Annotated in this window: 24 protein-coding genes; 14 read left to right on the top strand and 10 right to left on the bottom strand. The window is 73.7% G+C overall.

The genetic code is table 11. The features are described 5' to 3' along the window. Nucleotides 1-9 precede the first annotated feature (9 nt). On the top strand, nucleotides 10-642 hold the full coding sequence (locus tag SGUI_RS03900) for a maleylpyruvate isomerase family mycothiol-dependent enzyme (protein WP_066636555.1): 633 nt from the start codon (nucleotides 10-12) through the stop codon (nucleotides 640-642). Further along, on the top strand, nucleotides 629-1,300 hold the full coding sequence (locus SGUI_RS03895; RefSeq protein ID WP_083190478.1) for a VOC family protein: 672 nt from the start codon (nucleotides 629-631) through the stop codon (nucleotides 1,298-1,300). Before SGUI_RS03900 ends, SGUI_RS03895 begins: the two co-directional genes overlap by 14 nt. 12 nt (nucleotides 1,301-1,312) lie before the next feature. Here SGUI_RS03895 and SGUI_RS03890 read toward each other — a convergent pair whose 3' ends face one another. Genes SGUI_RS03890 through SGUI_RS03880 form a run of 3 tightly spaced genes read right to left on the bottom strand, consistent with a single transcriptional unit; the run spans nucleotide 1,313 to nucleotide 4,343 of the window. Then, nucleotides 1,313-2,146 (bottom strand): carbohydrate ABC transporter permease, encoded by an 834-nt coding sequence (locus SGUI_RS03890; RefSeq protein ID WP_066636553.1) that lies wholly within the window; start codon nucleotides 2,144-2,146, stop codon nucleotides 1,313-1,315. A gap of 2 nt (nucleotides 2,147-2,148) precedes the next feature. Then, nucleotides 2,149-3,063, bottom strand: a complete 915-nt coding sequence (locus tag SGUI_RS03885) for a carbohydrate ABC transporter permease (protein WP_066636551.1) — start codon at nucleotides 3,061-3,063, stop codon at nucleotides 2,149-2,151. Continuing rightward, entirely contained in the window at nucleotides 3,063-4,343 is a 1,281-nt protein-coding gene (locus SGUI_RS03880; RefSeq protein ID WP_066636550.1) for an ABC transporter substrate-binding protein, read from the bottom strand. The genes SGUI_RS03885 and SGUI_RS03880 overlap by 1 nt, the downstream gene beginning before the upstream one ends. Nucleotides 4,344-4,545: 202 nt before the next feature. Here SGUI_RS03880 and SGUI_RS03875 point away from each other — a divergent pair, with 202 nt between their 5' ends. From SGUI_RS03875 to SGUI_RS03865, 3 genes are read left to right on the top strand one after another with little or no spacing between them, the layout of a single operon-like run. Next, nucleotides 4,546-5,361: a L,D-transpeptidase family protein gene (locus tag SGUI_RS03875; RefSeq protein WP_237141445.1), complete on the top strand. Its 816-nt coding sequence runs from the start codon at nucleotides 4,546-4,548 to the stop codon at nucleotides 5,359-5,361. Between the two features lie 11 nt (nucleotides 5,362-5,372). Then, nucleotides 5,373-6,074 carry a YwaF family protein gene (locus SGUI_RS03870; RefSeq protein WP_066636548.1) on the top strand — a complete coding sequence of 234 codons (702 nt, stop codon included), beginning with the start codon at nucleotides 5,373-5,375 and terminating at the stop codon, nucleotides 6,072-6,074. A gap of 8 nt (nucleotides 6,075-6,082) precedes the next feature. Next, nucleotides 6,083-8,332: an acyltransferase family protein gene (locus SGUI_RS03865; RefSeq protein WP_083190477.1), complete on the top strand. Its 2,250-nt coding sequence runs from the start codon at nucleotides 6,083-6,085 to the stop codon at nucleotides 8,330-8,332. Here SGUI_RS03865 and SGUI_RS03860 read toward each other — a convergent pair. Continuing rightward, a complete protein-coding gene (locus SGUI_RS03860) occupies nucleotides 8,323-9,498 on the bottom strand; it encodes an acyl-CoA dehydrogenase family protein (protein ID WP_066636544.1) in 1,176 nt (391 codons plus the stop codon). The genes SGUI_RS03865 and SGUI_RS03860 overlap by 10 nt on opposite strands. A 51-nt stretch (nucleotides 9,499-9,549) precedes the next feature. Between SGUI_RS03860 and SGUI_RS03855 the strand changes: the two genes are divergently transcribed. After that, the gene (locus tag SGUI_RS03855; protein ID WP_066636539.1) at nucleotides 9,550-11,931 is read left to right on the top strand and encodes a xanthine dehydrogenase family protein molybdopterin-binding subunit; all 2,382 of its coding nucleotides are present in this window, start codon (nucleotides 9,550-9,552) and stop codon (nucleotides 11,929-11,931) included. 15 nt (nucleotides 11,932-11,946) lie between these two features. Here SGUI_RS03855 and SGUI_RS03850 read toward each other — a convergent pair whose 3' ends face one another. The 3 genes from SGUI_RS03850 to SGUI_RS03840 all read right to left on the bottom strand — a co-directional run bounded on the left by SGUI_RS03850 (nucleotide 11,947) and on the right by SGUI_RS03840 (nucleotide 14,199). After that, the gene (locus SGUI_RS03850) at nucleotides 11,947-12,627 is read right to left on the bottom strand and encodes a hypothetical protein (protein WP_066636537.1); all 681 of its coding nucleotides are present in this window, start codon (nucleotides 12,625-12,627) and stop codon (nucleotides 11,947-11,949) included. After that, nucleotides 12,624-13,151, bottom strand: a complete 528-nt coding sequence (locus SGUI_RS03845) for a hypothetical protein (protein ID WP_157621729.1) — start codon at nucleotides 13,149-13,151, stop codon at nucleotides 12,624-12,626. The genes SGUI_RS03850 and SGUI_RS03845 overlap by 4 nt, the downstream gene beginning before the upstream one ends. Before the next feature lie 103 nt (nucleotides 13,152-13,254). Next, on the bottom strand, nucleotides 13,255-14,199 hold the full coding sequence (locus SGUI_RS03840) for an aldo/keto reductase (protein WP_066636532.1): 945 nt from the start codon (nucleotides 14,197-14,199) through the stop codon (nucleotides 13,255-13,257). A gap of 115 nt (nucleotides 14,200-14,314) precedes the next feature. Here SGUI_RS03840 and SGUI_RS03835 point away from each other — a divergent pair, with 115 nt between their 5' ends. The 3 genes from SGUI_RS03835 to SGUI_RS03825 are packed head-to-tail and all read left to right on the top strand — an operon-like array spanning nucleotide 14,315 to nucleotide 17,216. Next, complete coding sequence (locus SGUI_RS03835; RefSeq protein ID WP_191090941.1) at nucleotides 14,315-15,190, top strand: oxygenase MpaB family protein; 876 nt, start codon at nucleotides 14,315-14,317, stop codon at nucleotides 15,188-15,190. Next, entirely contained in the window at nucleotides 15,187-15,729 is a 543-nt protein-coding gene (locus SGUI_RS03830; RefSeq protein WP_066636531.1) for a 2'-5' RNA ligase family protein, read from the top strand. Before SGUI_RS03835 ends, SGUI_RS03830 begins: the two co-directional genes overlap by 4 nt. Then, complete coding sequence (locus SGUI_RS03825) at nucleotides 15,726-17,216, top strand: cryptochrome/photolyase family protein (RefSeq protein WP_066636528.1); 1,491 nt, start codon at nucleotides 15,726-15,728, stop codon at nucleotides 17,214-17,216. The genes SGUI_RS03830 and SGUI_RS03825 overlap by 4 nt, the downstream gene beginning before the upstream one ends. A 31-nt stretch (nucleotides 17,217-17,247) precedes the next feature. Here SGUI_RS03825 and SGUI_RS03820 read toward each other — a convergent pair whose 3' ends face one another. After that, nucleotides 17,248-17,715 (bottom strand): PPOX class F420-dependent oxidoreductase, encoded by a 468-nt coding sequence (locus tag SGUI_RS03820; protein WP_066642701.1) that lies wholly within the window; start codon nucleotides 17,713-17,715, stop codon nucleotides 17,248-17,250. Nucleotides 17,716-17,981: 266 nt separating this feature from the next. Beyond that, nucleotides 17,982-19,139 carry a M20/M25/M40 family metallo-hydrolase gene (locus SGUI_RS03815; protein WP_066636522.1) on the bottom strand — a complete coding sequence of 386 codons (1,158 nt, stop codon included), beginning with the start codon at nucleotides 19,137-19,139 and terminating at the stop codon, nucleotides 17,982-17,984. A gap of 11 nt (nucleotides 19,140-19,150) precedes the next feature. On the opposite strand from SGUI_RS03815, the gene SGUI_RS03810 reads away from it, so the two are divergent. The 4 genes from SGUI_RS03810 (at nucleotide 19,151) to SGUI_RS03795 (ending at nucleotide 24,784) form a co-directional block, all read left to right on the top strand. Beyond that, complete coding sequence (locus SGUI_RS03810) at nucleotides 19,151-20,386, top strand: amidohydrolase (protein ID WP_066636519.1); 1,236 nt, start codon at nucleotides 19,151-19,153, stop codon at nucleotides 20,384-20,386. Continuing rightward, nucleotides 20,383-21,321 carry a diacylglycerol/lipid kinase family protein gene (locus tag SGUI_RS03805; RefSeq protein WP_066636516.1) on the top strand — a complete coding sequence of 313 codons (939 nt, stop codon included), beginning with the start codon at nucleotides 20,383-20,385 and terminating at the stop codon, nucleotides 21,319-21,321. Before SGUI_RS03810 ends, SGUI_RS03805 begins: the two co-directional genes overlap by 4 nt. Nucleotides 21,322-21,437: 116 nt before the next feature. Then, nucleotides 21,438-23,057, top strand: coding sequence for an FMN-binding glutamate synthase family protein (locus tag SGUI_RS03800; RefSeq protein WP_083190476.1), 1,620 nt, complete (start codon nucleotides 21,438-21,440; stop codon nucleotides 23,055-23,057). Continuing rightward, nucleotides 23,054-24,784: a thiamine pyrophosphate-dependent enzyme gene (locus tag SGUI_RS03795; protein WP_066636513.1), complete on the top strand. Its 1,731-nt coding sequence runs from the start codon at nucleotides 23,054-23,056 to the stop codon at nucleotides 24,782-24,784. The genes SGUI_RS03800 and SGUI_RS03795 overlap by 4 nt, the downstream gene beginning before the upstream one ends. Nucleotides 24,785-24,811: 27 nt before the next feature. Here the strand turns inward: SGUI_RS03795 and SGUI_RS03790 are convergent, their stop codons facing one another. After that, the gene (locus tag SGUI_RS03790; RefSeq protein WP_066636511.1) at nucleotides 24,812-25,546 is read right to left on the bottom strand and encodes a flavodoxin family protein; all 735 of its coding nucleotides are present in this window, start codon (nucleotides 25,544-25,546) and stop codon (nucleotides 24,812-24,814) included. A gap of 95 nt (nucleotides 25,547-25,641) precedes the next feature. Here SGUI_RS03790 and SGUI_RS03785 point away from each other — a divergent pair, with 95 nt between their 5' ends. Continuing rightward, entirely contained in the window at nucleotides 25,642-26,316 is a 675-nt protein-coding gene (locus tag SGUI_RS03785; protein ID WP_066636508.1) for a haloacid dehalogenase type II, read from the top strand. The last annotated feature ends 42 nt before the right edge of the window (nucleotides 26,317-26,358 follow it).

Raw genomic sequence — 26,358 nt, 5'->3', positions numbered from 1 at the left:
CTGGGGCCCATGAGCGACACCTGGGCCCTCGTGCACACCGAGCGGCGCGCCCTCGTGGACGACCTGGCCACCCTCGAGGACGAGCGGTGGGACGAGGCCTCCCTGTGCCCGGGGTGGACCGTCCACGACGTCGCGGCGCACCTCGTCGACAACGCCCGCACGACGACACCGCGGCTGGTCCTGGCCATGGCCCGCGCCCGCTTCGACTTCGACCGGCAGAACGCCGAGGGCGTCGCCCGGGAGCGCGGGCGGACCCCGCAGGAGACCCTGGCCCGGCTGCGCGAGGTCGCCGCGCGGACCTCGGGCCCGCCCGCCCCACGGGCGAGCCGCCTGGTCGAGGAGGTGGTCCACGGCGAGGACATCCGCCGGCCGCTGGGCATCGAGCACACCTATGCCCAGGAGGCGGTCGGACGCGCCCTCGCCCACCAGCTGCGCACCGCCGTGGGCCTCGGCGGGGGCAGGGAGCGGGTGGCCGGCCTCACCCTGCGCGCCACCGACGCCGGGACCTCGTCCGGGTCGGGCCCGGTGGTGGAGGGCCCGGCGCTGGCGCTGCTCCTGGTCGCCTCCGGCCGGGCCGTCGCCGCCGACCGGCTCCGCGGTCCCGGCCTGGCCGAGCTGGAGGCGCGCTGTGCCCGGGGCTGACCCGGCGGGGCGGCAGCGGCTGGACCACCTGGTCCACGCCGTGCCCGACCTGGACGAGGCGATCTCCCGGCTGCGCGGGTCCACCGGTGTCACCGCGGCCCGCGGCGGGTCGCACCCCGGGATGGGCACGCGCAACGCGCTGGTCGTCCTGCGTGGTGGAGGGGTCGGCCGCGCCTACCTTGAGCTGCTCGCCCCCGACCCGGAGCAGGAGCCCGTGCCCCCGGAGGCGACGATGCTCGGCCTGGGCCACCTGCTCGAGGGCGGCACCTTCGCGCCGCGGCTGCACGCCTGGGCGGTCCGCCCCGACGACCTCGACCGGACCCTGGCCCTGGGCCGGGACGCCGGGCTGGAGGTCGGTGCGCCGGCTCCCGCCTCGCGCCGGACGCAGGGCGGGACCGAGCTGTCCTGGCGGCTGGCGGTCCCGCGGCCGCTCGGCCTGGGCGGCGTGCAGCCCTTCCTCATCGACTGGGGCGAGGCCCACCCGACCGACGACGACCTGCCCGAGCTCGACCTCCTCGATCTCACCCTGCACCACCCCGAGCCCGCACGGGCCCGCGAGGTGCTCGCCCTCCTCGGCGCGGACCACCCGGTCGAGGCCGGCCCCGAGCCCGCGCTGCGGGCCGTCGTGGCCGGTCCGGACGGCCGTCTCGTCCTGTGAGGTCGGGACGCGTCAGTCGCTGATGCCGGTGCGCTCCACGCCCTGGACGATCCAGCGCTGGAGCACGAGGAACATCAGCAGCAGCGGGAGGATCGCCACGAGGGCGGCCGCGAAGAGCAGGCTGATCTGCGAGGTCTGCGCCGTGAGGTAGGTCGACAGCGCGACCTGCACCGTCCACGAGTCGGGGGTGCGTCCGATGACGAGCGGCCAGAGGAAGGCGTTCCAGCTGCCGATGAAGGTGATGGTGCCGATGGCGGCGGCGAAGCCGGTCGAGTTGGGCACGACGACCCGCCAGAAGGTGCCCCACCAGGACAGGCCGTCCAGCGCCGCCGCCTCCTCGATCTCCTTCGGGAAGGAGAGGAAGAACTGCCGGAAGAGGAAGGTCGCCAGCGCCTGGAACAGGCCGGGGACGATGAGCCCGCGCAGCGTCGAGATCCAGCCCAGGGAGGAGACGAGCACGAAGCTCGGCACGAAGGTCACGGCAGCGGGGATGAGCAGGGTCACGGTGATGAGCCAGAAGACGACGTTGGACCACCGGTAGGGGATCCGGGCCAGCCCGTAGCCGGCCATCCCGGACAGCACGAGCACGCCGACGGTCTGGCTCACGGCGATGAGGGTGCTGTTGAGCAGCGCCCGTCCCATCGGCACCGTCCGGTTGTCGAAGACCTCGGCGAGGTTGCCCCACTCCCAGGTCGGCGGCAGCCAGTGCCACCGGGCGGAGGACAGGTCCGCCTCGGTGCTCAGCGCGCCGCGCAGCAGCAGGGCGAAGGGCAGGAGGAACAGCAGCGTCCCGGCGAGCAGCAGCACCCACCGGAAGACGGCATACCGGCGTCGTTCGTGGAGCATGCTCAGTCCCTCCCGCCCAGGCGCAGCACCCTGGTCTGCAGCAGCGCCACCACCGCGATCATGAGGGTGAGGATGACCGCGCCGGCGCTGCCGTCGCCGAAGTTCTGCCCCGAGCCGAGCGCGGTGTAGTAGAGGTAGACCAGCGGCGGTCGGGCGTAGGGCGGGTAGCTGCCGAAGCTGGACAGGATGTTGTAGAACTCGTCGAAGGCCTGGAAGGCGTTGATGAGCAGGAGCAGCAGCACCGCGGTGGAGGCGGGCAGCAGCTGCGGCCAGGTGATGTGGCGGAAGACCTGCCACCCCTCGGCGCCGTCGATCGCGGCCGCCTCGTAGAGCACCGTCGGGATCCGCTGCAGGGCGGCGAGGAAGAGGATCATGTAGAACCCGACCTGCAGCCACAGCCGGGCCGAGACGATGACCAGCCAGTACCACGGCGGGTCGGTCAGCGACAGCCACGGGATCGGGTCGACGCCCACCAGCCCGAGCGCCGCGTTGGCGACGCCCGAGCGCATACCGGAGAAGATCGACATCTTCCAGATGAGCGCGGCGACGACGTAGGAGCAGGCGACCGGAAGGAAGAAGACCGAGCGGAAGAAGGCCTGCATCACCCGGGTGCGCGCCACCAGCACCGCCGTGAGCAGCGACAGCGCGAAAGTCGTCGGCACGATGAAGGCGGCGAAGACCACGAACGTCAGCAGCGACTCGCGGAACGCGCGGTCGCCGAGCATGTCGCGGTAGTTGGCCAGGCCGACGAACTCGGTGGGCGTCACCGTGTTGTACGCCTCGAAGAAGGAGAGGTAGACGCTCCAGCCGATCGGGACGTAGATGAACAGCACGAGCCCGGCGAAGAACGGACCGACGAAGACCCAGAACCAGAGGGCGGTGCCGGCGCGGGGTCGACCGCGACGCCGGGTGGGCATCAGGCGGTGACCCGCTCCAGCTCGTCCTCCACGATCGGCACGAGCGCGTCCAGCTCCTCCTGCGGGTCGGCGCCGTCGCGCACGATCCGGCTCATCATGTCGCTCCAGGCGGTGGCGCTGCGCGGCGTCCACAGCAGCGGGGTCTGGGCGTGGCCGTACTCCGTGACGTAGCCCGCCGCGTCGGCCGCGGGGCCGCTGCTCAGGACCTCCGCCTCCGGGATGAGGCTGGTGCGGGAGGGGACGTGGAAGCCGTAGGCGGTGGCGAAGTCGAGCTGCTTGTCGGTCTGGTCGATCCACAGCCACTGCACGAAGGCCCGGGCCGCCTCGACGTCGGTGGCGCGGGTGGACACGCAGGAGCCGTAGGCGCCGACGGGCACCGAGGGGGAGCCCCCCTCGAGCGCGGGCCAGGGGATCGCGCCGAAGTCGTCGCCGAGGGCCTCGCTGATGGCCGGGAAGGTCCACAGCCCGGTCCACTGCATCGCGGCCCGGCCGGCGGTGAGGGCCTCCGGGTCGAACCAGTCCTTGGCCTGCCCGAGCAGCAGGGACTCATCGGTCCACAGCGTGCGCAGGACCGAGAGCGCCTCCGCGGCCCCGGCGTCCTGGAAGCCCACCTGCTCGCCGTCGAGGTAGTCCAGGCCCGCCGCCCAGAGCATGGGCCCGCCGAGCAGGCCGGCACCGCCGTCGTTGCCGAGGAACAGCCCCTTGACGTCGCCCCGGCTCAGCTCCTTGGCCGCGGCCACGAGGTCGGCCATCTGCTGCGGCGGCTCGATGCCGGCCTCCTCGAGCATGCTGCGGCGGTAGACGAGCACCTGCATGTCAAGGACCTGGGGCACCGCCCAGACCTTGCCGTCGTAGGTCATGCGCTCCACGAGCGAGGGGGTGAAGTCGTCCAGGGTGTCGCCGAAGAGGTCGGTGAGGTCGGCGACCTGGTCGCCCTTGATCATGTCGATCGTCGGCCCGTTGCCGTACTCGAAGACGTCCGGGCCGGCATCGGTGAGCAGCGACGCGGCGGTCGACTGGTCGTAGTCGCCCGGCTTCCACGACACGGTGACGTCCGCGTCCGGGTAGTCCGCGGCATACCGCTCGACCGCGTCCTGCGTGCCGGCCTCGCCGTACTGGTGGTACCACTGCGCGAGGGTGGCCCTGCCGCCCCCGCTGGACGGTGCGGCCTCGCCACCGGTGCCGGTGCCGCGTCCGGTGTTGTCGCCGCACGCGGCGAGCGAGGCGCCGAGGGCGCCGGCCCCGGTGAGGGCGAGCATGCGGCGACGGGACAGGCTCATGCTGGAGCGTGCGGGACGGGCCATCATGGACCTCCTGGACGGCGGTGGGGGGAGACGACTCAGGACAGCATATTCCGCCGTCGCGTGTGTGGCGGGAGTGACGTCTGAGGTCACGATTGCGCATCATCGGGTGTGTGCTGGCACCGTGGGGAGGGGTCGATCACGTCTACTGGTCGACGGACATCGACGAAGGGGATCGAGGATGCGGACGCGACGACTTCTCGTGCACGCCGGTCGCGTGCTCACCGAGCCGCTGCCGCGGCGTGCTCTGGTCAAGGGGGGCGCCGGTCTCATGGCGGGGGCCATGGTCGGCGGCCTGCAGGACGACCGCGGCATCTTCGCGATGCCCGAGCCGGAGCCCGAGCCCGAACCGGAGCCGGAGCCCGAACCGGAACCTGAGCCCGAGCCCGAGCCGGCACCGCCGGCGATCCTGCAGCGCGGCAGCGGCGGGGAGGCGGTCTGGGCGCTGCAGGAGCAGCTCAACGCGACGGGCTACTGGTGCGGGGCCCCCGACGGGGGCTTCGGGCACCTCACCCAGCAGGCGGTGTGGGCCGTGCAGAAGGCGCACGGCCTCGTGCGCGACGGCATCGTGGGCCCGGGCACCCGCGGCGCCCTCGACACCGGCTACCGGCCGGCCCCGGTCTACGGGGGTGACCACGTCGAGGTGCACCTGGCCAGCCAGCTGCTGCTCGTGGTGCGCGGCGGCGGCACCAGCATGACCCTCAACACCTCGACCGGCAACGGCGAGCCCTACGAGTTCAACGACGGCACCTACGACGCCATCACCCCGATGGGCGACTTCGCCGTGTGGCTGACCCACAGCAAGGGCTGGCGGGACGGCGAGCTGGGTGAGATGTACCGCCCGATGTTCTACTCCGGCAACTACGCCGTCCACGGCTCGACGTCGATCCCGCCCTACCCGGCCTCGCACGGCTGCGCCCGGGTCTCCGTGGCCGCCATGGAGATGATCTGGGCCCAGGGCCTCATGAGCATGGGCAGCCGGGTCGTCGTCGTCTGAGCGCGACCCGCGTGGAGGACTTCCTCGATCCGCACCCGCCCTGGATCGCCATCGGGGGACCTGAGCACCTGCTCTACGTCCTCGCCCTGCTCCTCGTCGCCGCCGTGCTGCTCGCCGCCCGCGGGTGGGTGCGGGAGCACCGGACCGGGGTGTACCGCACCCTCGCCGTCGTCGTGGTGCTCCAGCAGCTCACGCTCTACGGGTTCTACGCCACCACCGGGTGGGACCCCGCCGAGACGCTCCCGCTGCACATCTCGCGGGTGTCGGCGCTGCTCGGGCTGGTCTACCTGGTGACGGGCAGCCGGCGGGTCATGGACGTGCTGTTCTTCTTCGGCCTGTGGGCCTGGGCCAGCTTCGCCTACCCGCAGAACATCCAGCCGCCGACCAACATCCTGGGGCTGAGCTTCTTCGTCAACCACGCCGTCACCCTGCTCATGCCGGTCCTGGCCTGGGTCACGACCGACTGGCGGCCGAGCCTGCCCGGGATGCGGCGGGCGCTGCTGTGGTTCGGCGTCTATCTCGTGGTGGCGGTGGGTGCCAACGCGGCCTTCGGCGGCAACTACTTCTACCAGCGGGAGCGGCCGCTGCTGCCGTGGCTCGAGCAGCCGTGGTACCTCCTGGCGTCGGTCGCGGCCACGGTCGTGCTCTTCTGCCTCGGGTATGCCGTGAGCCGCCTCCTGGCACGCGTGACCGACCGCGCCCGCCACCTATAATCTGCCGGATGAGCAGGTCCGGCGGTGGTCATCCGACCCCCGGCCACCGACCCGACGTCGAGGGGATGCGGGCGGTCGCGGTGCTGCTCGTCCTGCTCTACCACGCGGGCGTGCCGTGGCTGCCGGGCGGCTTCTCCGGGGTGGACGTCTTCTTCGTCATCTCCGGCTACCTCATCACCGGCCTGCTCCTGCGCGAGGCGACGCGCACCGGTCGGGTGGACCTGGCGCGGTTCTGGGCCCGCCGGGCGCGCCGGCTGCTGCCGGCCTCCGCGCTGGTGCTGCTCACCACCGCGGCGCTGACGCTCGCCTGGGTGCCACAGGTCCGGTGGCGCGAGATCGGCTGGGACGTCGTCGCCTCCGGGCTCTACGTCGTCAACTGGCGGCTGGCGGACCGGTCGGTGGACTACCTGGCCGAGGACTCGGTCGCCTCACCGGTCCAGCACTACTGGTCGCTCGCGGTGGAGGAGCAGTTCTACGTCCTCTGGCCGCTGCTCGTCCTGCTCGCCCTCTGGGTCGCCCGGCGCCGGGGGTGGCGCGTCGTCCGCACCGTGGCGGTGCTCCTGACCGTGCTGGTCGTGCTGCCCTCCTTCGTCTGGGCCGTACACCTCAGCGCCACGAGCCCGCCGCAGGCCTACTTCGTCACGACCACCCGGCTGTGGCAGCTGGGTGCGGGGGCGCTGGTGGCGCTCGGAGCCGTCTGGTGGCACCGGGTCCCCGTGCGGCTCGCCACCGGGCTGGCCTGGGTCGGGCCGGTGGCCGTGCTCGCCGGTGGGGTGCTGCTGGGGGCGGGCACGGCCTGGCCCGGCTGGGCCACCCTCGTGCCGACGCTCGGGGTGGCCGCCATGCTGGTCGGCGGTGTGCGCGCCTCGGCGAGGTTCGGCCCCGCACGCCTCTACGCGTGGCCCGTGGTGCAGTGGACCGGCGCCCTGTCCTACTCGCTCTACCTCTGGCACTGGCCCGTGCTCGTGCTGGTGGAGGCGCGCTTCGGGGAGCTGGGCGTGTGGGCGGGGCTGGGCGTGGTCGCGCTCGCCGTCGTGCCCGCCGTGCTCGGCTACCTCCTCGTCGAGCAGCCGGTCCGGTATGCCCGCGGCCGGCTCTCCGCGCCGCGCGCCGCCCTCGCGCTCGGCCTGGCCTGCACCGTCGTGGCCGCCACCGCGGGGGGCCTGCTGGTCCGGGAGGTGGACCGGCAGGTCCGCGCCAACCAGGTGGCAGGGTCCTCGGCGCAGGGGGCGGGCGCGCTGCGGGGGGACGCCGCGAGCACCGGTGCGCCGCCGTCCGGGACGGCCGACGCCTCCGTCGGGAGGCGCGCCGGGGCCGAGCTCGGTGCCGCCGACGACGGGCCCGGGTCCGAGGCGGCCGAAGAGGGGCAACGGCATACCCCGGTCGCCACAGGCACCGAGGGGGCGCCGCCGCCGCAGCTCGACGACCTCGTGCTCGACGCCGCCTCCATCACCCCCGACCCCCTGGAGGCGATCCAGGACGTGCCGCCGCTCTACGACGACGGGTGCGACAGCACGGGGGAGGAAGTGGTGCGGTGCACCTACGGGGAGGCCGACGGGGGGCTGCACGTGGCCGTCGTCGGGGACTCCAAGATCGCCCAGTGGGTCGGTGCCCTCGACCTGGTGGGCCGGGAGCAGGGCTGGCGCCTGGACCTCTACTACCGCTCCGCCTGCCCGTGGAGCACGACCCTCGTGCACTTCGACGACCCGACCCGAGCGCAGGCCTGCCGGGAGTGGGGGGACCAGGTCGGCGAGGAGCTGCGCGAGGACCCCCCGGACGTCGTGCTCACCTCATCGGTGAAGTCGCAGGGGGTCGGGGAGGATGGCGAGCTGTCCGGCGAGGCGCTCGCCGCGGGGATGGCGCAGCGGTGGCGGACGCTCGGCGAGGAGGGGGTGCCGGTCGTCGCGCTGGCCGACACCGTGCAGCCCGGGGACACCCAGGTCTACGCCTGCGTCGCCGACCACCGCGACGGCCTGGACCGGTGCCGCATCGACTACAACGAGGGCAGCGGGACCGGCCCGCTGCTGCGGGCGGTGGCGCAGGTGCCGACCTCGACCTTCGTCACGATGAACGACTGGGTGTGCCCCGGCCAGGACCGGTGCCCGCCGGTGGTCGGCGGCGTGCTCGTCTACCGCCAGGGCAGCCACATCACCGACACGTATGCCCGTTCGCTCGCCCCGGTGCTGGAGGCCCGGCTGCTGGCGGCCTTCGAGGACCTGGGCGTGGGCGCCCCGCGCGGGGCCGGCGGTCAGCGGTAGGCCTGCTGGCCGGTGAGCGCCTGCCCGACGACCAGGGTGTGCATCTCCTCGGTCCCCTCGTAGGTGAGCACCGACTCCAGGTTGTTGGCGTGCCGCATGATCGGGTACTCGCCGGAGACGCCGTTGGCGCCGAGGATGGTGCGCGCCGTCCTGCAGATCTCCAGCGCGGCGGTGACGTTGTTGAGCTTGCCCACGCTCACCTGCTCGGGCCGCAGGCCGGTGCTGTCCTTGAGCCGGCCCAGGTGCAGCGCGAGCAGGGTGCCGGTCGCCCACGCCTGGTGCATCCGGGCGAGCTTGGCCTGGGTGAGCTGGAAGGCGCTGATCGGGCGCCCGAACTGCTCGCGCTCCGCGGCATACGACAGCGCCGTCTCCAGCGCCGTGCGGGCGGCACCCATCGAGCCCCAGACGATCCCGTAGCGCGCCTCCGACAGGCAGGACAATGGCCCCTTGAGCCCGCGCACCCCGGGCAGCACCGCGTCCGCCGGCAGCCGCACGTCCTCGAGCACGACCTGCCCGGTGACGGAGGCGCGCAGCGACATCTTGTGCCGGATCGTGGGGGTGCTGACGCCCGGGGTCGCGGTCGGCACGACGAAGCCGCGCACCCCGTCCCCGGTGCGCGCCCAGACCACCGCGACGTCCGCGAGCGGGGCGCTGGTGATCCACGTCTTGGTGCCACGGAGCACCCAGTCCTGCCCGTCGCGCTCCGCCCGGGTGGTCATCGAGCCGGGGTCCGAGCCGTGGTCGGGCTCGGTGAGCCCGAAGCAGCCGATCGCCTCGCCGGCCGCCATCGGGGGCAGCCACTCCTGCTTCTGCTCCTCGCTGCCGAAGGCGTGCAGCGCCTGCATGGCCAGCGACCCCTGCACCGAGACCAGCGACCGTACGCCGGAGTCGGCGGCCTCCAGCTCGGTGCTCGCGACGCCGTAGTCGACCGCGCTCATCCCGGCGCAGCCGTAGCCCTCCAGGTGCATCCCGAGCAGCCCGAGCGAGCCGAACTCGCGGGCCAGCTCACGGACCTGGTCGTGCGGCACCTCGCCGCGCTCGTACCACCCCGCGACGTGCGGGAGCACGTGCTCCTCGCAGGCCCGGCGCACGGAGGCGCGCACCGCGCGCTCGTCCTCGGTGAGCAGCGAGTCCAGGTCCAGCAGGTCGGGCGAGGTGGGAGGCATACCCCCATCATGCCGGTCGCCGCCGCAGCGGTCGCGAGGCAGGATGGGGGTATGCCGACACCCACCCGAGGGACCTCCATCCTGGGCACCGAGGTGCGCCGCGTCGAGGACCCCGACCTGCTGCGCGGCCGGGGCACCTTCGTCGGGGACGCCGACCTCGACGACCCCGAGGTACTCCACGCCGACTTCGTGCGCAGCCCGACGCCGCACGCGCTGGTCCACGGCATCGACACCGCTGCGGCGGCGCAGGCGCCCGGGGTCGTGGGGGTCTTCACGGCGGCCGAGCTCGGCGACGACCCGGTGCCGCCCTTCGCGCAGATCCACGACGACGTCGCCCGCACCGCCCTGGCGACCGACCGGGTGCGCTACGTCGGCGACCCGGTCGCGCTGGTCGTCGCCACCGGGCGGGCCGCCGCCGTCGACGCCGGCGACCTCGTCGACGTCGACGAGGAGGAGCTGCCCGCGGTGGTCGACATGGAGCAGGCGCTCGCCGACGACGCCCCCAGGCAGTTCCCCGGCCTCGGCACCAACGTCGTGCTCGCGGTCAAGGACCCCGAGGGGGAGCCGGACGTGCTCGCCGGTGCGCACCGGGTGGCGCGGCTGCGCATGGAGAACAACCGGATGGCGACGAGCCCGATCGAGGGGCACGGGATCCTCGTCCGCCCAGTGGTCGACGACGACGGGACCGTCACCGGGCTGGACGTGACCCTGGCCACCCAGCACCCGCACCTGGCCCAGCGCCTCCTCGTGCGCTGGAGCGGGCTGCCCGCCGACGCGGTCCGGGTGCGGGCGCCGCACGTGGGCGGGGCCTTCGGCGGCAAGGCGGGGATCATCCCCGAGCACGCGGCGGTCGTCCGGGCGGCGTGCCTCCTGCGCCGACCGGTCCGGTGGGTGGAGACGCGCAGCGAGACCATGCTCTCGATGAGCAGCCGGGGCCAGGTGCAGTACGTCGAGGTCGGGCTCGACGAGGAGGGCCTCATCACCGGGATGCGGGCACGGATGGTCGGCGACTGCGGGGCGTACGCCGGCTTCGGCGGCTCCTTCGCGAGCGGGTCGACGCGCACGATGTCCGAGGGGGCGTACCGGATCCCTCGCCTGCGCTACGACGCGGTCTCGGTCCTGACCAACACGGCGCCGACCGGTGCCTTCCGCGGCGCCGGCCGGCCGGAGGCCGCGGCCATGCTGGAACGGGTGATGGACCACGCGGCGCGGACCGCGGGCCTGGAGCCCGAGGAGTTCCGGCGGCGCAACTTCCTCGCCGGGCAGGACTTCCCGCACGGGACGAAGTTCGGGGCGAGCTACGACACCGGCGACTACGCCGCCACCCTGCAGGCCGCGCTGGACGCGGCCGGGGTCGAGGACCTGCGGGCCGAGCAGCGGGCCCGGCGGGAGCGGGGCGCGTCCTGGCAGCTCGGGATCGGCATCGCCAGCTACGTCGAGATCACCGGTTTCGGCGGCTCGGAGTATGCCGGGATCCGGGTCGCCGAGGACGGCTCGGTCCTCGTCATGGCGGGCACGTCCGCCCACGGGCAGGGCCACGCGACCGCCTTCTCCATGCTCGTGGCCGACGCGCTCGGACTGCCGCTGGAGCGGGTGGAGTACGTCCAGTCCGACACGGTCCGGGTGCGGACGGGCGGGGGCACCGGCGGGGCGAGGTCGTTGCAGCTGGGCGGCAGCGCGGTGCTGGAGGCGGCGCAGGAGCTGCGGGAGCAGGCGCTCCGGCTGGCGGCCGACCTGCTGGAGACGGCCGAGGCGGACGTGGAGCTGGCCGACGGCCGGTTCGAGGTCAAGGGGGTCCCGGGTGCCTCGGTGACCTGGGAGGAGGTGGCGCGCCGGGCGCACGAGGAGGGGGAGGGCCTGCGCGTGGACCACGACTTCTCCCAGGACGGCTCTACCTTCCCCTTCGGCACGCACGTCAGCGTCGTGGAGGTCGACGTCGAGACCGGGGCGGTCCGGCTGCTGCGGCACGTCGCGGTCGACGACTGCGGCACCGTGGTCAACCCGCTGCTCGTGCGCGGCCAGCAGCACGGGGGGTGCGCGCAGGGGATCTCGCAGGCGCTGTGGGAGGAGTTCTGCTACGACGAGCAGGGAAACCCGGTCACGGCCAGCCTGGCGGACTACACGCTGCCCACGGCCGGCGACCTGGTGCAGCTGGAGACCAGCCTCACGACGACCCCGACCGACCGGAACCCGTTGGGCGCCAAGGGGATCGGGGAGGCGGCGACGGTGGGGTCGACGCCGGCGGTGCAGAACGCCGTCGTCGACGCGGTCGCCCACCTAGGGGTGCGGCACGTCGACCTCCCGTGCACGCCGGAGCGGGTGCTGACCGCGATCCAGGAGGCGGCGCGGGGCGAGCACGAGCCGTGGCGCGAGCCGCCCGCGATCTTCGAGGACCTGCCAGACCTCGCCACCGTCGACGACGTCGAGGTCTGACCCGCCGGTCGCGGCTCAGCGCGCCTGCGGGTCGTAGGTCGGGCCGCCGTCGGCGCCCTCGACCGGCGGGTGCTCGACACCGCGCGGCCCGGGCCGCTCCGGCAGGGGACGCACGCCGGGCCCCAGGGCTCCCCGCAGCGGGGTGTCCCAGAGCGGTATGCCGTCCGCCGGGCCGGCCCAGGCGGCGGCGAGGGTGTCGGCGTCGGCCGCCGTCGCCTCGAGCGCCCGCGAGCGTTCGGCGATCTCGAGGCGGGCCGCCTCGAGGAGGTCCCGCGCCCGGTCGTGCTCCCGCTCGACCTCCTCGACGTCGTCCTCGTCGTCCAGCTCGAAGCGCACCTGCTCGACGTCCTCGAGCCGGCGCACCGAGGCCGCCACGGCACTGGCCCGGGAGAAGGAGGCGTCGAGGTCGCGCTGCGTGGACGCGGTGAGGTCGTGCAGGGCGTGCAGCTGGGTGAGGACCGCCTGCGCCATGCCGTGCACGAGCTCCAGCCCCTGGGTCAGCCTCGGGGCGTAGTCGAGGTAGGAGTCCGCCCGGTTGCCCTCCCAGGCCCGGGCCAGCCGCGCCGTGACGTCCGCGCTGTCGGCGCCGGCGTGGCCGCCGGCGTCCCGCAGGCCGCGCCAGGCGTCGATGGCCTCCTGCAGGCACGAGGTCTGCGCCCGCAGGTGCCACACGTCCGGTCTCGTGAGGGTGATCACGAGACGGTCCCCGGGTCCTCGGTGTCCAGGGCGGGGCCGCGCCGGTAGGGCTCCGCGCGGGGAAGATCGCGCAGGTCGGGACGGTCCGGCTCGTCGGTGACCAGCGCCGGGCCGGTGCGGTAGGGCGCGGCGCGGGGCAGGTCGCGGAGCTCGTCCCGGTCGACGGGCAGCCGGCGCCCCGGCCCGTACGGCTCGGCGCGGCCGAGCACGGGGCCGCGATCCTCTCCCGGCTCCGGTCGGATCTCCCGCGGCGACGGCGAGGCCTCGAGGTCGCCCGCCGCCTGCTCCAGGTGGCCGGCGTCGTGCAGCAGCGTCCGCTGCAGGTGGCCGGCGGCGAGCTCGACCGCGCGCAGCACCCTGTCGTAGGCCGCGGCCACCTGGGTGTCCTGCGAGGCGAGGCCGAGCCCGGGAGCGGGCATACCTCCACCGGCGAGCAGACGGCTCCGCCCGGCCCCGAGGGTCCCGGAGACGGCCGCGAGGTCGCGACCGCACCGCCTCAGCTCGGCTGGCTCTCCTCCGACCACCTGCGACCGTCCCTCCCCGTATGCCGACCCGGACGCCGATCAGCATAGCGACCGGCCCCCGGGAGGGCCATGGTGCGACGCGGACGGGTGGGCGTCGCCCGGGTCAGAAGCCGGAGGACGCCTCGTCCAGCTCGGCCACCTCGTCCTCGGTCAGCCGCAGCGTGACCGCGGCCATGAGCGGCTCCAGCTGCTCGGGGCGGGAGGCGGACGCGATCGGTGCGGTGACCCCCTTGGCCAGCAGCCAGGCCAGGGCCACGCTCGCGGGCTGCACGTCGTGCCGCCCTGCCACGTCGACCAGCACGTCGACCACCGCGAGGCCGCCGGCCTCGGCATACCGGCGGGCGGCGCCACCCCGTGCGTTCCCCGCGAAGTCCTCCTCGGTGCGGTACTTCCCGGTGAGGAAGCCGGAGGCGAGGGCGGGGTAGCAGAAGACCGCGAGGTCGAAGTCCGCGACGAGCGGGGCGAGGTCGCGCTCGTAGTCGGCGCGCGAGACGAGGCTGTAGCGGGGCTGGATCGCGGTCGGCACGGTGGCGCCCTGGTCCTTCGCCGTCTCGAGGAAGGCGCGCAGCCGGTCGGGGGAGTAGTTCGACAGGCCGACCGCCCGCACCTTGCCGCTGCGGACGACCTCGTCGAAGGTGGCCACCTGGTCGGCGATGTCGACGTCCTCGTCGTCGGCGTGCGCGTAGTAGAGGTCGAGGTGGTCGGTCCGCAGCCGGGCCAGCGACTCGTCCAGCGCGGCGAGCACCGAGTCCCGCCCCAGGCCCTCCCGCCCGGGCTTCTTGCCCACCTTGGTGGCGACGAGCACCTGGTTGCGGTTGCCGCGGTCCTCCATCCAGCGCCCGATGATGTCCTCGGACTCCCCGCCCTCGTGCCCCTCGGCCCACGCGGAGTAGGCGTCGGCGGTGTCGACGAAGGAGCCGCCCGCCGCGAGGAAGGCGTCGAGGACGGCGAAGCTGGCGTCCGCGTCGGCGGTCCAGCCGAACGGGTTGCCCCCGAGGTTGATCGGGGCGAAGGTGCGGTCGGTGCCGGGGAAGGTGGGGGTAGACATGACTCGACCGTACCCGCGCCCCGGACGTCGGGCAGCCTGGCGTGGACGGGGCCGGTGGCCCGTGGGACAGTGAGGGTGTCACAAGTTTGTCCAGCGTCTGTCGTAGGTGGGTGAGGTGCCCGTGGCTCTCGGCCGGCTGCAGAGCGCCCTGGGGTCGGCGCTGCGCGCCCGGGTCGCGGGCGAGGACGCCGCCGACCGGGCCGCGCGCATCTGGGACTCGCCGGGGGAACGCTGGTTCACCGACGAGGACCCGGTATGGCGGGTGCACGCCGACGCCGCGATGTTCCCCGGTGGGGTGGCTGCGCTCCTGCTGCAGATGCTGCACCCCATGGCCATGGCGGGCGTCGCCGGGCACTCGGGCTACAAGGGCGACCCCTGGGGCCGGCTGCAGCGCACCAGCACCTACCTGGCGGCCACGACCTTCGGGACCGTCGAGCACGCCCTGGAGACCATCGGGCACGTGCGGTCGATCCACGAGCGGGTCCGCGGCAAGGATGCCTTCGGCCGGCCCTACCGCGCCTCCGACCCGCACCTGCTGCGGTGGGTCCACGTGGCGGAGGCGTGGTCCTTCCTCGGCGCCTACCAGACCTTCGCGCAGCGTCCCCTGACGCCCGCCGAGGCCGACACCTACGTCGCCCAGGCGGGCGTGTCCGCCGCCCACCTCGGAGTGCTCGACCCGCCCCGCTCGGCGCGGGCGTTGGAGGAGGAGCTGCGGGCATACCGGCCCGAGCTGGAGGCGACCACGCAGGCCCGGGAGGCCGCCCGCTTCCTGCTGGTCGAGCCCCCGCTGCCGGTCGTCTCGCGCCCCGGCTACTGGGCCATCGCCGCAGGTGGTGTCGCGCTCCTGCCGGACTGGGCCCGCGCCGAGCTCGGGCTGCCGGCCTCGCCCACCCTGTCGCGCGGGGTGCTGCGGCCGCTGGGCCGGGCGAGCACCTCCACCGTGCGCTGGGCCATGGCCGGTGCGGGGCGCGACCCGGAGCGGGCCGCGTGAGCCGGGCGCACGCCCTGGAGCTGGTGCTGACCGCGGAGGACGACGTGCGGGTGCGTGCCCGCTGGCAGGCGCTGGAGCAGGGCGGGATCGCCTCCCTCGCGCGGCACCACGGACGCACCCACCGGCCGCACCTGACCGTCGCGAGCTCGCACGTCGCCCCGGGCAAGGACGTGCTGCGGGTCGCGCACGAGGTCTGGGCGCCGCTGCTGCCGCTGTCCCTGCCGGTCGACGGCCTGGTGCTGCTCGGCGGCCGCAGGTTGAGCGTCGCGGACCTCGTCGCCGCGCCGCTGGCGGCGCGGGTCGCCCAGGCCCGCGTCACCGACGCCTGGGACGACGCGGACGAGCGGCCCTGGATCCCGCACGTCACCCTCGCGACGCTCCTGACCGTCGCGCAGGCCGGGGAGGCGCTGGAGGTGCTCGCCGCGGCCGCGGAACGGGAGGAGGACGCGCGGCGACCGGACACCCTGACGGTCCGCGGCCTGCGCTGGTGGGACCCCGAGCACGAGGTGGTCGCGCGCGTGGCGGGGGCGGCGGCGTGAGCGGCGGCCGGACCCACGTGCGGCTGGTCTACCCGCACCAGCTGCACGCGGAGCAGCTGCGCGTGCCCGACGGGACGGTGCTCGTCGTCGTCGAGGACGACCTGCTCTACCGGCAGTACCCGTTCCACGCGCACAAGCTCGTGCTGCACCGGGCGGCGACCCGCCGCTTCGTCGACCGCGCCCGGGAGCAGGGGCTGGACGTCGAGGTCGTCGAGAGCTCGCCGGACCGGTCCAGCGGCCGGGGCCTGGTGGAGCTCGTGGAGAAGTTCTCGCCCGGCCGGGTGAGCGTGCTGGACGTGGCGGACGACTGGCTCGGGCGGCACTGCCGCGACCAGCTGCGTGAGGGCGGCTACGAGCTGCGCGCGGAGGACGTGCTCGACACCCCGGCCTTCCTCACGACCCGGGAGCAGATCCGCGAGCACTTCGCCTCCGGCGGGGCCCGCATGCAGCACTTCTACTCCTGGCAGCGCCGGCGGCTGGACGTGCTCATGGACGGCGACCAGCCGGTGGGCGGCCGCTGGTCCTTCGACCCGGAGAACCGCAAGAAGCTGCCCGCCGGGCACCCCGTGCCGGACCCTGCGCTCGGACCGGCGCGACGGCATACCCGGGTCACCGAGGCGATCGACTGGGTGGGGGAGCACTTCCCCGACGCCCCGGGCGACCCGGAGACGTTCTGCTGGGCCACGTCACCGGGCGAGGCGGACGCGGCGCTGCGCCGGTTCCTCGACGAGCGGTTCACCCAGTTCGGTCCCTACGAGGACGCGATCAGCGCCGAGCACCCGGTGATCTTCCACGCGGCGCTCACCCCGGCGCTCAACTGCGGCCTCGTCGACCCCGACCAGGTGCTCGAGCGTGCGCTCGCCGCGGCGGACGAGCACGACGTCGACCTGCCGAGCCTGGAGGGCTTCGTGCGCCAGCTCATCGGGTGGCGGGAGTACATGCGGGCGACCTACCGGCTGTGGGGGCGGCGGATGCGCACGAGCAACGTGCTGGAGCACGGGCGGGGGCTGGACGAGTCGTGGTGGACCGGCGAGACCGGTCTGGAGCCGGTGGACCTCGTCATCCGGCGGGTGCTGGAGCGCGGCTGGGCACACCACATCGAGCGGCTCATGGTGCTCGGCAACGCCCTGTGCCTGCTGCGGGTGCACCCGGACGAGGTCTACCGCTGGTTCATGTCGCTCTTCGTGGACGCCTACGACTGGGTGATGGTGCCCAACGTGTATGCCATGAGCCAGTTCGCGGCCGGCGAGGCCATCACCACCAAGCCCTACGTCTCGGGCAGCAACTACCTGAAGAAGATGTCGGACCTCGGGCCGGGGGACTGGCGGGAGGCCTGGGACGGGCTCTACTGGACCTTCGTCGAGGACCACCGCTCGGTCTTCGAGGCCAACAGCCGCTCGAACTTCGCCGTGCGCACCTGGGACGGGATGGCGCAGGACAAGCAGCAGTCGCACCGGGACGCCGCCGCGCCCTGGCTGGGCCGCTAGGTGTGCCGACCGGACAGGTCGGTCGTGCCGCTCAGTCGTCGGCGAGGCGAGGGGGGAAGCCGCCGGTCGCGATCGGGGACCACCGGCTCGGGGTGATGCGCAGCAGGGACTTGCCCTGGTCCCGCATCGCCTGGCGGTACTCCTCCCAGTCCGGGTGCTCGCCGGAGATGCTCCGGAAGTAGTCGACCAGGGGCTCGATCGCCTCCTCGCCGTCCAGCACCTCGCAGGTCCCGTCGACCTGGACCCAGGCGTCGTCGAACTCGTCGGAGGTCACGAGCACGCTCACGTCGGCGTCGCGCCGCGCGTTGTGCGTCTTGGCGCGCTCGGGGTAGGTCGAGATGACGATCCGGCCCTCCTCGTCGACGCCGCCGCTGACGGGCGAGGCCTGCGGACGTCCGTCCTTGCGGCTGGTGATGAGCACCAGGTTGTGGCGGTCCCGGACGAAGTCCAGCAGGCCCTGCAGGTCGACGTCGGTGTTCGTGGCCATGGAGCGAGGCATGGTCCCCACTGTGTCACCGATCGGCATACCGGGGTGGGACGGGTGGCCCGCGAGACCCGACCAGGGACCCCGTCCGTACGGGGCATCCCAGTCTGGGCACGCTTGTTGGGGCGGAGCTGAGGATATTTCTGCAGCCCTGCTCCAGCAACGGTGCACAGGTATGGGTGGGGCTGGTGTGGCGTGCACAGGTTCCCCTGGTGCGCGGCAAGAGCAGCGGGGCAGCGAGGGGACGGCGGCGGCCGTGGGCGGGGCCGTACCCGCCCGCGTCAGCGGCCCAGCTGCTCGACGAGGCCGGCCAGGAGCGCGGTCTGACGGGGTATGCCGCTCACGAGCACGTGCTCGTGCCGGGCGTGCGGGCCGGCGCCGATCCCGCCGAGGCCGTCGAGCACCGGCAGCCCCAGGCCCGCGACGAAGTTTCCGTCGCTGGCGCCCCCGACCGCGACGTCGTCCACCTCGACCCCCAGGTCCGCGCCGGCCGCACGAGCCAGCCCGAGCAGCCGGTCGGTGTGCTCGCCGGGGTTCATCGGGGGACGGTTGCGGTCGATCGCCACCTCGAGCCGGCAGCGCTCGTCGGTGGGCCGCAGCGCCTCCAGCGCGGCGACGACCCGGTCCTCCTCGGCCGGGTCCTGGATGCGGATGTCGACCGCGCAGGTGGCCCGTCCGGCGACGACGTTGCGCCCGGTCCCGCCTGAGATGGTGCCGACGTTGACCGTGGTCTGCCTCTCCCGGTCGGCGAGCGCGACGACCGCGGGCACCAGCCGGGCGAGCTCGTGCACCGCGCTGGCGCCGGCGTCCGGGTCCAGGCCCGCGTGCGACTCCACGCCGTGCACGGTGAGGTCGGCGAAGACCATCCCCTTGCGCCGCGTCTTCACCGCCCCCTCGGCGCTCGGCTCGGTGATGAGGGTGGCGAGCGCGTCCCGCGCCGCCGCCTCCAGGTGCGGGCGCCCGGCGCGGGAGCCGATCTCCTCGTCCGCGGTGAGCACGAGCCGCAGGTCCGGGTGCGGCGCGCCGAGCTCGCGCAGCGCCAGCAGCGCCCACACCGTCTGGACGATGCCCACCTTCATGTCCAGCACGCCCGGCCCGGTGAGCACGTCGCCGTCCCGGCGCAGCGGCCAGTCGGCGAGGGTCCCCTCGGGCCACACCGTGTCGTAGTGCGCCAGCGACACCACCTCGCCCTCGATCCCCGAGCCCGCCCAGACCAGGTCGAGCACGTCGCCGTGCTCCCCTCCGTCGTGCTGCACGCGCCGCTCCGGCTCGCCCAGCCGCTGCACGAGGTAGGCCTCGATCCGCGGCAGCGCGGCCTGCAGCAGGTCGCGGCGGTGGCTCGGCGTCTCCAGCGCCACGAGGAGGGCGAGGTCGTCGAGCACCTCGTCGAGGCGGGCGGTGACGAGGTCCCGGACGGCGGCCGCGTGGGTGGTCGGCATACCCTCACCGTATGCCCGAGACCACGACGATCCTGGACGAGCACCCCGACCTGCGCGCGTCGCTGCACGACCTCTACCGGCATCTGCACAGCCACCCCGAGCTGTCGATGCAGGAGGAGGCGACCGCCTCGCTCATCGAGGAGCGGATGAGCGACCTGGGCTACGAGGTCTTCCGCTGCGGCGGGACCGGTGTGGTCGCGACCCTGCGCAACGGCGAGGGCCCGGTCGTCGGCTTCCGGGCCGACACCGACGCCCTCCCGGTGGAGGAGGACACCGGCCTGGACTACGCCTCGACGGCCCGCGGCACCCTCCCGGACGGCAGCGACGTCCCGGTGATGCACGCGTGCGGTCACGACATGCACGTCACCGCCGCGATCGGCGCGGCGACCCTCCTGGCGGGGGACCGGGACGCGTGGTCAGGCACCGTGGTCTTCCTCTTCCAGCCCGGGGAGGAGACGGCGCAGGGCGCCGCGGCCATGCTGGCGGACGGGCTGTGGGACCGCGCGGAGCGACCCGAGGTGATCTACGGCCAGCACGTGTGGCCCGGGGTCACCGGCACGATCGACCTCACACCCGGCCCGGCGATGACCTACTCCGACGCCTGGAGGGTGACGGTCAGGGGCCGGGGCGGGCACGGCTCGCAGCCCGAGTCGACCATCGACCCGGTGGTGCTCGCCGCGCACATGATCGTACGGATCCAGAGCCTCAAGAGCCGTGAGGTCGCGGCGCAGAAGGCCGCCGTCATCACCGTCGCCACCATCCATGCCGGGCTCAAGGAGAACATCATCCCGGCGACGGCGGAGTTCACGATCAACATGCGCAACCTCGACGCCGACGTCCGCGACCACCTGCTCGCCGGGCTGCGCCGGGTCATCCTCGCCGAGGCGATGGCCTCGGACGCGCCGGAGCCGGAGATCGAGGAGATCTACACCTTCCCGCTCCTCGTCAACGACGAGGACGAGACGGCCACGGTGCTCGAGGTGCTGCGCGGGGCCCTCGGCGAGGAGGAGGTCCACGAGATCCCTGCCGTCATGGGCAGCGAGGACTTCGGTGCCCTCCCGGACGCGATCGAGGTCCCCGGCGTCTACTGGTTCTTCGGTGGCCTGACCCGCGAGGAGGTCGAGGGCGAGGGTCCGACGGTCACCAACCACTCGCCCCACTTCGGGCCGCAGCTCGAGCCGACGCTGGGCGTGGGCGTGACCGCGGCCCACGCCGTGCTCACCGCACGTCTCGCGCCCCGCGCATGACCGACGAGGCGGGCGACGCGACCGGCGACGTCCTCGTGCTGTCCAACTCCGGCGCGGGCAGCGCCGAGGGGGACGTCGTCGCGCAGGTCTGCCGCGAGCTGGAGTCCTGCTCCTCGCGCCGGCTCGACCACCGGACGCCGGGGTCGGAGGAGGAGTATGCCGCCGCCGTCGCCTCGGCGGTGGGCCGCGACGTCGTGGTCCTTGGCGGCGACGGGTCGATCCACCGCTTCCTGAAGTCAGTGCACGACCAGGACCTCCTGGGACGCATCGGCCCGGTGGGGGTGGTGCCGCTCGGCACCGGCAACGACCTGGCGCGGGGTGCGGGCATACCGCTGGACGCGCGCGAGGCGGCGCGGGTGGCGCTCACGGGCAGCACGCTCGAGCGCGGCCTCGTGGTCGACGACACCGGTGCGGTGGTCGTCAACGTCGTGCACGCCGGGGTCGCCGCGGAGGCGACCGCCCACGCCGGTGACGTCAAGGGCGTGCTCGGCAAGGCGGCCTACGCCTGGGGTGCGCTGCGGGCGGGCCTCACCAGCAAGGGGTGGCACCTGCACGTCACGGTCGACGGGGAGGGCACCGCGGACGACGACCGTCCCGAGTTCATGGTCACGCTCGCGCTCGGGACCTCGGTCGGCGGCGGGACCCCTGTCGCCCCACACGCTCGGCCGAACGACGGCCAGGTGGAGGTGCTCGTGGCCCACGGCGTCTCGCCCCGCGCACGGGTGGGCTTCGCGCTGGACCTGCGCAAGGGCAGGCATACCCGGCGGGAGGACGTCACGCTCACCTCCGGACGGGAGATCGTCGTGGAGGCGGTCGCCGACGAGGACGCCTTCCGGGTCAACACCGACGGCGAGGTCGAGCAGGAGCGGGTGACGCGGCGCTCCTGGCGGCTGCTGGACCAGGGGTGGACGCTGCGGGTGCCGACCTCGTCGTGAGCGGACGGCGGCCCCGCCGACGCATGCCGGTGGTTCGACGCGCGGCCCGACCCCCGAGGTCCTACGTTCGTCTGGTGGCCCGGCGCCACCGACGACCCGGAAGGACGTGGTGAGGAATGAGCGAGGGACGAGCCCTGGGTCGGGCGGGCACGGCGCTGGCCGCCACCGGGGCGGCCGTCGCGGCGCTCGCCGCGCGCGACCTGCTGCAGCGCAAGCACTCCATCCTGCGCAACTACCCGGTCATCGGGCACGCCCGCTACGCCCTGGAGGCGATCCGTCCGGAGATCCAGCAGTACTTCATCGAGCGGAACTACGACGGGCGCCCCTTCGACCGGGACACCCGGACGATGATCTACCAGCGGGCCAAGGGCCTGACCAGCGAGGAGGCCTTCGGCACCGAGCGGGACATCATGCAGGCGGGCTACGACCACCTGCTGCACACGGCCAACCCGCTGGAGCCGATGTCGGACCCTCCGCGGGTGCGCCTGGGCGGGCCGGACTGCACGCGGCCCTACGACATCGCTCTTCTCAACGTCTCCTCGATGAGCTTCGGCGCCCTGTCCGGCAACGCCATCATGGCGATGAACTACGGCGCGCGGCACGGCGGCTTCGCGCAGGAGACCGGTGAGGGCGGCCTGAGCAAGTACCACCTGGCGCACGGCGCCGACATCATCTGGGAGTTCGGGTCCGGCTACTTCGGCTGCCGCACCGAGGACGGCGGCTTCGACGCCGACACCTTCGCCGAGAAGGCCGCCAAGCCCGAGGTCAAGGGAATCCTCATCAAGCTGAGCCAGGGTGCCAAGCCGGGCATCGGCGGCGTGCTGCCGGGGTCCAAGGTCACGGCGGAGATCGCCAGCGCCCGCGACGTGCCGGAGAGGGAGGACTGCGTCAGCCCCGCGGCGCACTCCGCCTTCTCCACGCCGATCGAGCTCATGCAGTTCGTCCGGCGGCTGCGCGAGCTCTCCGACGGCAAGCCCATCGGGTTCAAGATGTGCGTCGGCGACCGGGTGGAGGTGCTGGCGATGTGCAAGGCCATGATCCAGACCGGCATCACCCCCGACTGGATCACCGTCGACGGCGCCGAGGGCGGCACCGGCGCCGCCCCGCTGGAGTTCGTGGACCACGTCGGGACGCCGCTGACCGAGGGTCTGGTCGTCGTGCACAACGCCCTGGTCGGCACCGGACTGCGGGACAAGGTGCGCATCGGCTGCGCGGGCAAGATCAGCGGCGGCAACGACATCGTCCGCCGGATCGCCCTGGGCGCGGACTTCTGCAACTCGGCGCGGGCGATGATGATGGCGACCGGCTGCATCCAGGCGCAGACGTGCAACACCAACACCTGCCCGGTCGGGGTCGCGACGCAGGACCCCCGGCGGGCGCGCGCCGTCGTGGTGTCGGACAAGGGCCCGCGGGTGCAGCGCTACCAGGAGGCCACGGTCAAGTCGGCGATGCGGCTGCTGGCCTCGATGGGTCTGAAGTCCTTCTCCGACCTCGGCCCGCAGCACGTGGTCCGGCGCATCGACCCCGCCCGGTCGATGACCTACGAGGAGCTCTTCACCTGGCTCGAGGAGGGTGAGCTGCTCGAGGGCAGCGAGGACGAGATCTGGGCCCGCGACTTCGAGCGCGCCGACCCCGAGCACTTCCGCTCGCCGACGCACCGACCCCACCGGCACAGCGGTGCCGGGACCAGCACCGGGACCGCGGCACGGCCGCACCAAGGAGGAACCATCGCATGACCACCGTGGCCGACCTGCTCATCCACCGTCTCGCCGACCAGGGCGTGCGCACCGTCTGGGGGGTGGTCGGTGACGCGCTCAACCCCATCACCGACGCGATCCGCCGCAGCGGACGCATCGACTGGGTCGGGGTGCGCCACGAGGAGGCCGGCGCCTTCGCCGCGTCGGCCCAGGCCCAGCTGTCCGGCACCCTGGGCGTCTGCATGGGCACCGTGGGACCGGGCAGCATCCACCTGCTCAACGGCCTCTACGACGCGAAGAAGTCGCACGCGCCGGTGCTGGCGATCTGCGGGCAGGTGCCCACCTCCGAGATGGGCACCGAGATGTTCCAGGAGGTCGACAACGACGTCCTCTTCGCCGACGTCTCCGTCTTCACCCGGACCGTCACCAACGCGCAGCACTTCCCCTTCCTGCTGGAGCAGGCGGTGAACTCGGCGCTGACCGCTCGCGGCGTCTCGGTGCTGACGATCCCGGGTGACATCGGCGACCTCGAGCTGCCCGAGGACGTCGAGGAGCGCAGCTTCGCCCGCCCGCAGCCGCGCACCGTCCCCGCACCGGACCTGGTGGACGAGGCCGTCGGGCTGCTCGACGGGGCGCAGCGGGTGACGATGCTCGTCGGCCGCGGGGCGCTGGACGGACGGGAGGAGGTCCTGGCCCTGGCCCGAAAGCTGCGTGCGCCGATGGTGCTCACGCTCAAGGCCAAGGAGCAGCTCGAGCACGACAACCCCTTCGACGTCGGTCAGTCCGGGCTCATCGGCAACCCCGGTGCCCAGCTGGCGCTGGAGACCTGCGACCTGCTCCTCATGCTCGGCACCGACTTCCCCTACCGCGACTGGTACCCGACCGGGGTCACGGTCGTCCAGGTGGACGACACCGGGAGCCACCTCGGCCGGCGCACGCCGGTGGACTGCGCCCTCGTCGGGGACGCGGCGGCCACCGCCAAGGTGCTGTCCGGGGCGGTCAAGGCCAAGGGCAAGAAGGCGGGCAAGCACCTGTCCCGGGCCCGGACGGTCTACGAGGAGTGGCTGGAGGGTCAGCAGCGGCTCGCGCGCCCCGACTACGACAGCAAGCGCTTCGGCATCCTGCGCAAGAAGGTGGACAACCCGGACGACCAGATCCGGCCCGAGCAGGTCGCGGCCGCGGTCGACGCGCACGCCGCCGCCGACGCGGTCTACACCTCCGACACCGGTATGTCGACGGTGTGGCTCTCCCGGCTGGTCCGCCTCCGCGCCGAGCAGCGGCTCATCGGGTCCTACAACCTGGGGTCGATGGCCAACGCGATGCCGCAGGCCTTGGGCGCGCAGACGCTCTACCCCGGTCGGCAGGTCATCTCCTTCAGCGGCGACGGCGGGCTGACGATGCTGCTCGGCGACCTCATGACCGCCGTGACCTACGAGCTGCCGATCAAGGTCGTGGTGTTCAACAACGGCCGGCTGGGCATGGTCAAGCTGGAGATGGAGCAGGCCGGGCTCGTGGAGTTCGGCACCCGGCTGGACAACCCGGACCTGGCCGCCGTGGCCCGGTCGATGGGCTGGCACGCGGAGCGGGTCGAGAACCCGGCCGACGTGGACGCCGCGGTCGCCTCGGTGCTCGACCACGACGGGCCCGCCCTGCTCGACGCCGTGACCAACCCGCAGGAGATCGCGGTGCCGGGCAAGCCGTCGGTGGACCAGGCCTGGGGCTTCGCGATCGCCAAGATCAAGGAGACGCTGGTCTCGGACGGCTGAGGTCGCCCGCCGACCCCAGGGCCCGGCTCAGCCTGCGTCGGCCACCGGCCCGGGCGCGGCATACCCGAAGCGCTCGCCGTCGGCCAGCGCGTTGCGGTCGTTGCCGTAGGTCGGCAGCCCTCCGGCGGAGCGCAGCATCCCCGCGAGGTGCATGAGGTTCCAGCTCATGATGGTGGCGTTCTGCCGGGTGAAGTCGCTGTCCAGGCCCACCGGGTCCTGACCCTCGCGCGGGTCGCCGTAGGAGGGTCCCGGCCCGATCTCCCCGATCCAGCCGCAGTCGGCCTGGGGCGGGATCACCAGCCCGAGGTGCTGCAGGGCGAAGAGGAGGGACATCGAGGCGTGCTTGACGCCGTCCTCGTTGCCCGTGATGACCGCACCGCCCACCTTGCCGTAGAAGATCGACTGGCCGGCGTCGTTGAGCTCGCCGGACATGGCGTAGAGCCGCTCGATGACGGTGCGGCACACCGAGGACTCCTCGCCCAGCCACAGCGGCGTGCCCAGCACGAGGATGTCGGCGGCCATGACCCGGGGCCACAGGTCGGGCCACTCGTCGCTGTCCCAGCCGTGCTCGCGCATGTCCGGCTGCACCCCCGGCGCGATGTCGTGGTTCACCGCGTGCAGCCGGTCCACCGTCACCCCGGCGCCGGTCATGAGGTGGTCGACCGCATCGAGCAGCCGGCCGGTGTGCGAGGCCTCCTCCTGCGGGGTCAGGGAGCAGTTGACGAGCAGCGCGGTGAGCGAGTCGTAGCGGGGTGCGTCCATGGGTGGCCTCCTGGGCGTCGTCGGGGACGACCAGCGTGCCACGGGGCGCGGTAGCGTGCAGGCCCACCCTTCCCCCCGAGAATTCGAGGTATGCCGTGGCCGCGCACCGACCCGAGCTGGTGGTCCTGGACGTCAACGAGACGTTGTCCGACATGTCGCCGCTGCGCCGCAGGTTCGCCGACCTCGGGGTGCCGCAGGAGTGGGCCGGGACGTGGTTCGCCTCCCTCCTGCGGGACGGCTTCGCGCTCACCGTCACCGGCGACAACCCCGACTTCGCGCAGGTCGGCCGGGAGCTGCTGCCGGGGTTCCTCGCCGGCTCGGTCGAGGACGTCCCCGCAGCGGTGGACCACGTCATGGACGGCTTCGGTGACCTCGCGCTGCACGACGACGTGGTCCCTGGTCTGCGCGCGCTGCGGGAGGCCGGGCTCCGGGTGGTGACCCTGAGCAACGGCTCCACGGCGGTCGCGCAGGGGCTGCTCGAGCGTGCCGGCGCCGCGGACCTGGTGGAGCGGCTGCTGAGCGTCGAGGACGCGCCGCGCTGGAAGCCGGCGCCCGAGGCATACCGGCACGCGCTGGACGTCTGCGGGGTGGCGGCCGAGCGGGCCATGCTGGTCGCGGTGCACCCGTGGGACGTCCACGGCGCCCACCGCGCGGGCCTGGGCACCGCCTGGGTGGCCCGTGGCGGTGGTGGCTACCCCGGCCACCTCAGTGCCCCCGACCTCACCGTGGAGGACCTGCCCGCCCTGGCCCGGGCGCTCGCCGAGGGCTGAGGGCACCCGGGGTGACGGCGGCACCCGGCGGTGACAGACTCG

This window comes from Serinicoccus hydrothermalis, from assembly GCF_001685415.1.
Classification (GTDB): domain Bacteria; phylum Actinomycetota; class Actinomycetes; order Actinomycetales; family Dermatophilaceae; genus Ornithinicoccus; species Ornithinicoccus hydrothermalis.
This window is presented reverse-complemented; position numbering and strand designations above follow the sequence as displayed.

Coding starts and splice junctions, on each gene's coding strand:
- SGUI_RS03900 (WP_066636555.1), top strand. CDS start 10: ATGAGCGACACCTGGGCCCTCGTGCACACCGAGCGGCGCGCCCTCGTG.
- SGUI_RS03890 (WP_066636553.1), bottom strand. CDS start 2,146: ATGCTCCACGAACGACGCCGGTATGCCGTCTTCCGGTGGGTGCTGCTG.
- SGUI_RS03885 (WP_066636551.1), bottom strand. CDS start 3,063: ATGCCCACCCGGCGTCGCGGTCGACCCCGCGCCGGCACCGCCCTCTGG.
- SGUI_RS03880 (WP_066636550.1), bottom strand. CDS start 4,343: ATGAGCCTGTCCCGTCGCCGCATGCTCGCCCTCACCGGGGCCGGCGCC.
- SGUI_RS03875 (WP_237141445.1), top strand. CDS start 4,546: ATGCGGACGCGACGACTTCTCGTGCACGCCGGTCGCGTGCTCACCGAG.
- SGUI_RS03865 (WP_083190477.1), top strand. CDS start 6,083: ATGAGCAGGTCCGGCGGTGGTCATCCGACCCCCGGCCACCGACCCGAC.
- SGUI_RS03860 (WP_066636544.1), bottom strand. CDS start 9,498: ATGCCTCCCACCTCGCCCGACCTGCTGGACCTGGACTCGCTGCTCACC.
- SGUI_RS03855 (WP_066636539.1), top strand. CDS start 9,550: ATGCCGACACCCACCCGAGGGACCTCCATCCTGGGCACCGAGGTGCGC.
- SGUI_RS03840 (WP_066636532.1), bottom strand. CDS start 14,199: ATGTCTACCCCCACCTTCCCCGGCACCGACCGCACCTTCGCCCCGATC.
- SGUI_RS03820 (WP_066642701.1), bottom strand. CDS start 17,715: ATGCCTCGCTCCATGGCCACGAACACCGACGTCGACCTGCAGGGCCTG.
- SGUI_RS03815 (WP_066636522.1), bottom strand. CDS start 19,139: ATGCCGACCACCCACGCGGCCGCCGTCCGGGACCTCGTCACCGCCCGC.
- SGUI_RS03810 (WP_066636519.1), top strand. CDS start 19,151: ATGCCCGAGACCACGACGATCCTGGACGAGCACCCCGACCTGCGCGCG.
- SGUI_RS03805 (WP_066636516.1), top strand. CDS start 20,383: ATGACCGACGAGGCGGGCGACGCGACCGGCGACGTCCTCGTGCTGTCC.
- SGUI_RS03800 (WP_083190476.1), top strand. CDS start 21,438: ATGAGCGAGGGACGAGCCCTGGGTCGGGCGGGCACGGCGCTGGCCGCC.
- SGUI_RS03795 (WP_066636513.1), top strand. CDS start 23,054: ATGACCACCGTGGCCGACCTGCTCATCCACCGTCTCGCCGACCAGGGC.
- SGUI_RS03790 (WP_066636511.1), bottom strand. CDS start 25,546: ATGGACGCACCCCGCTACGACTCGCTCACCGCGCTGCTCGTCAACTGC.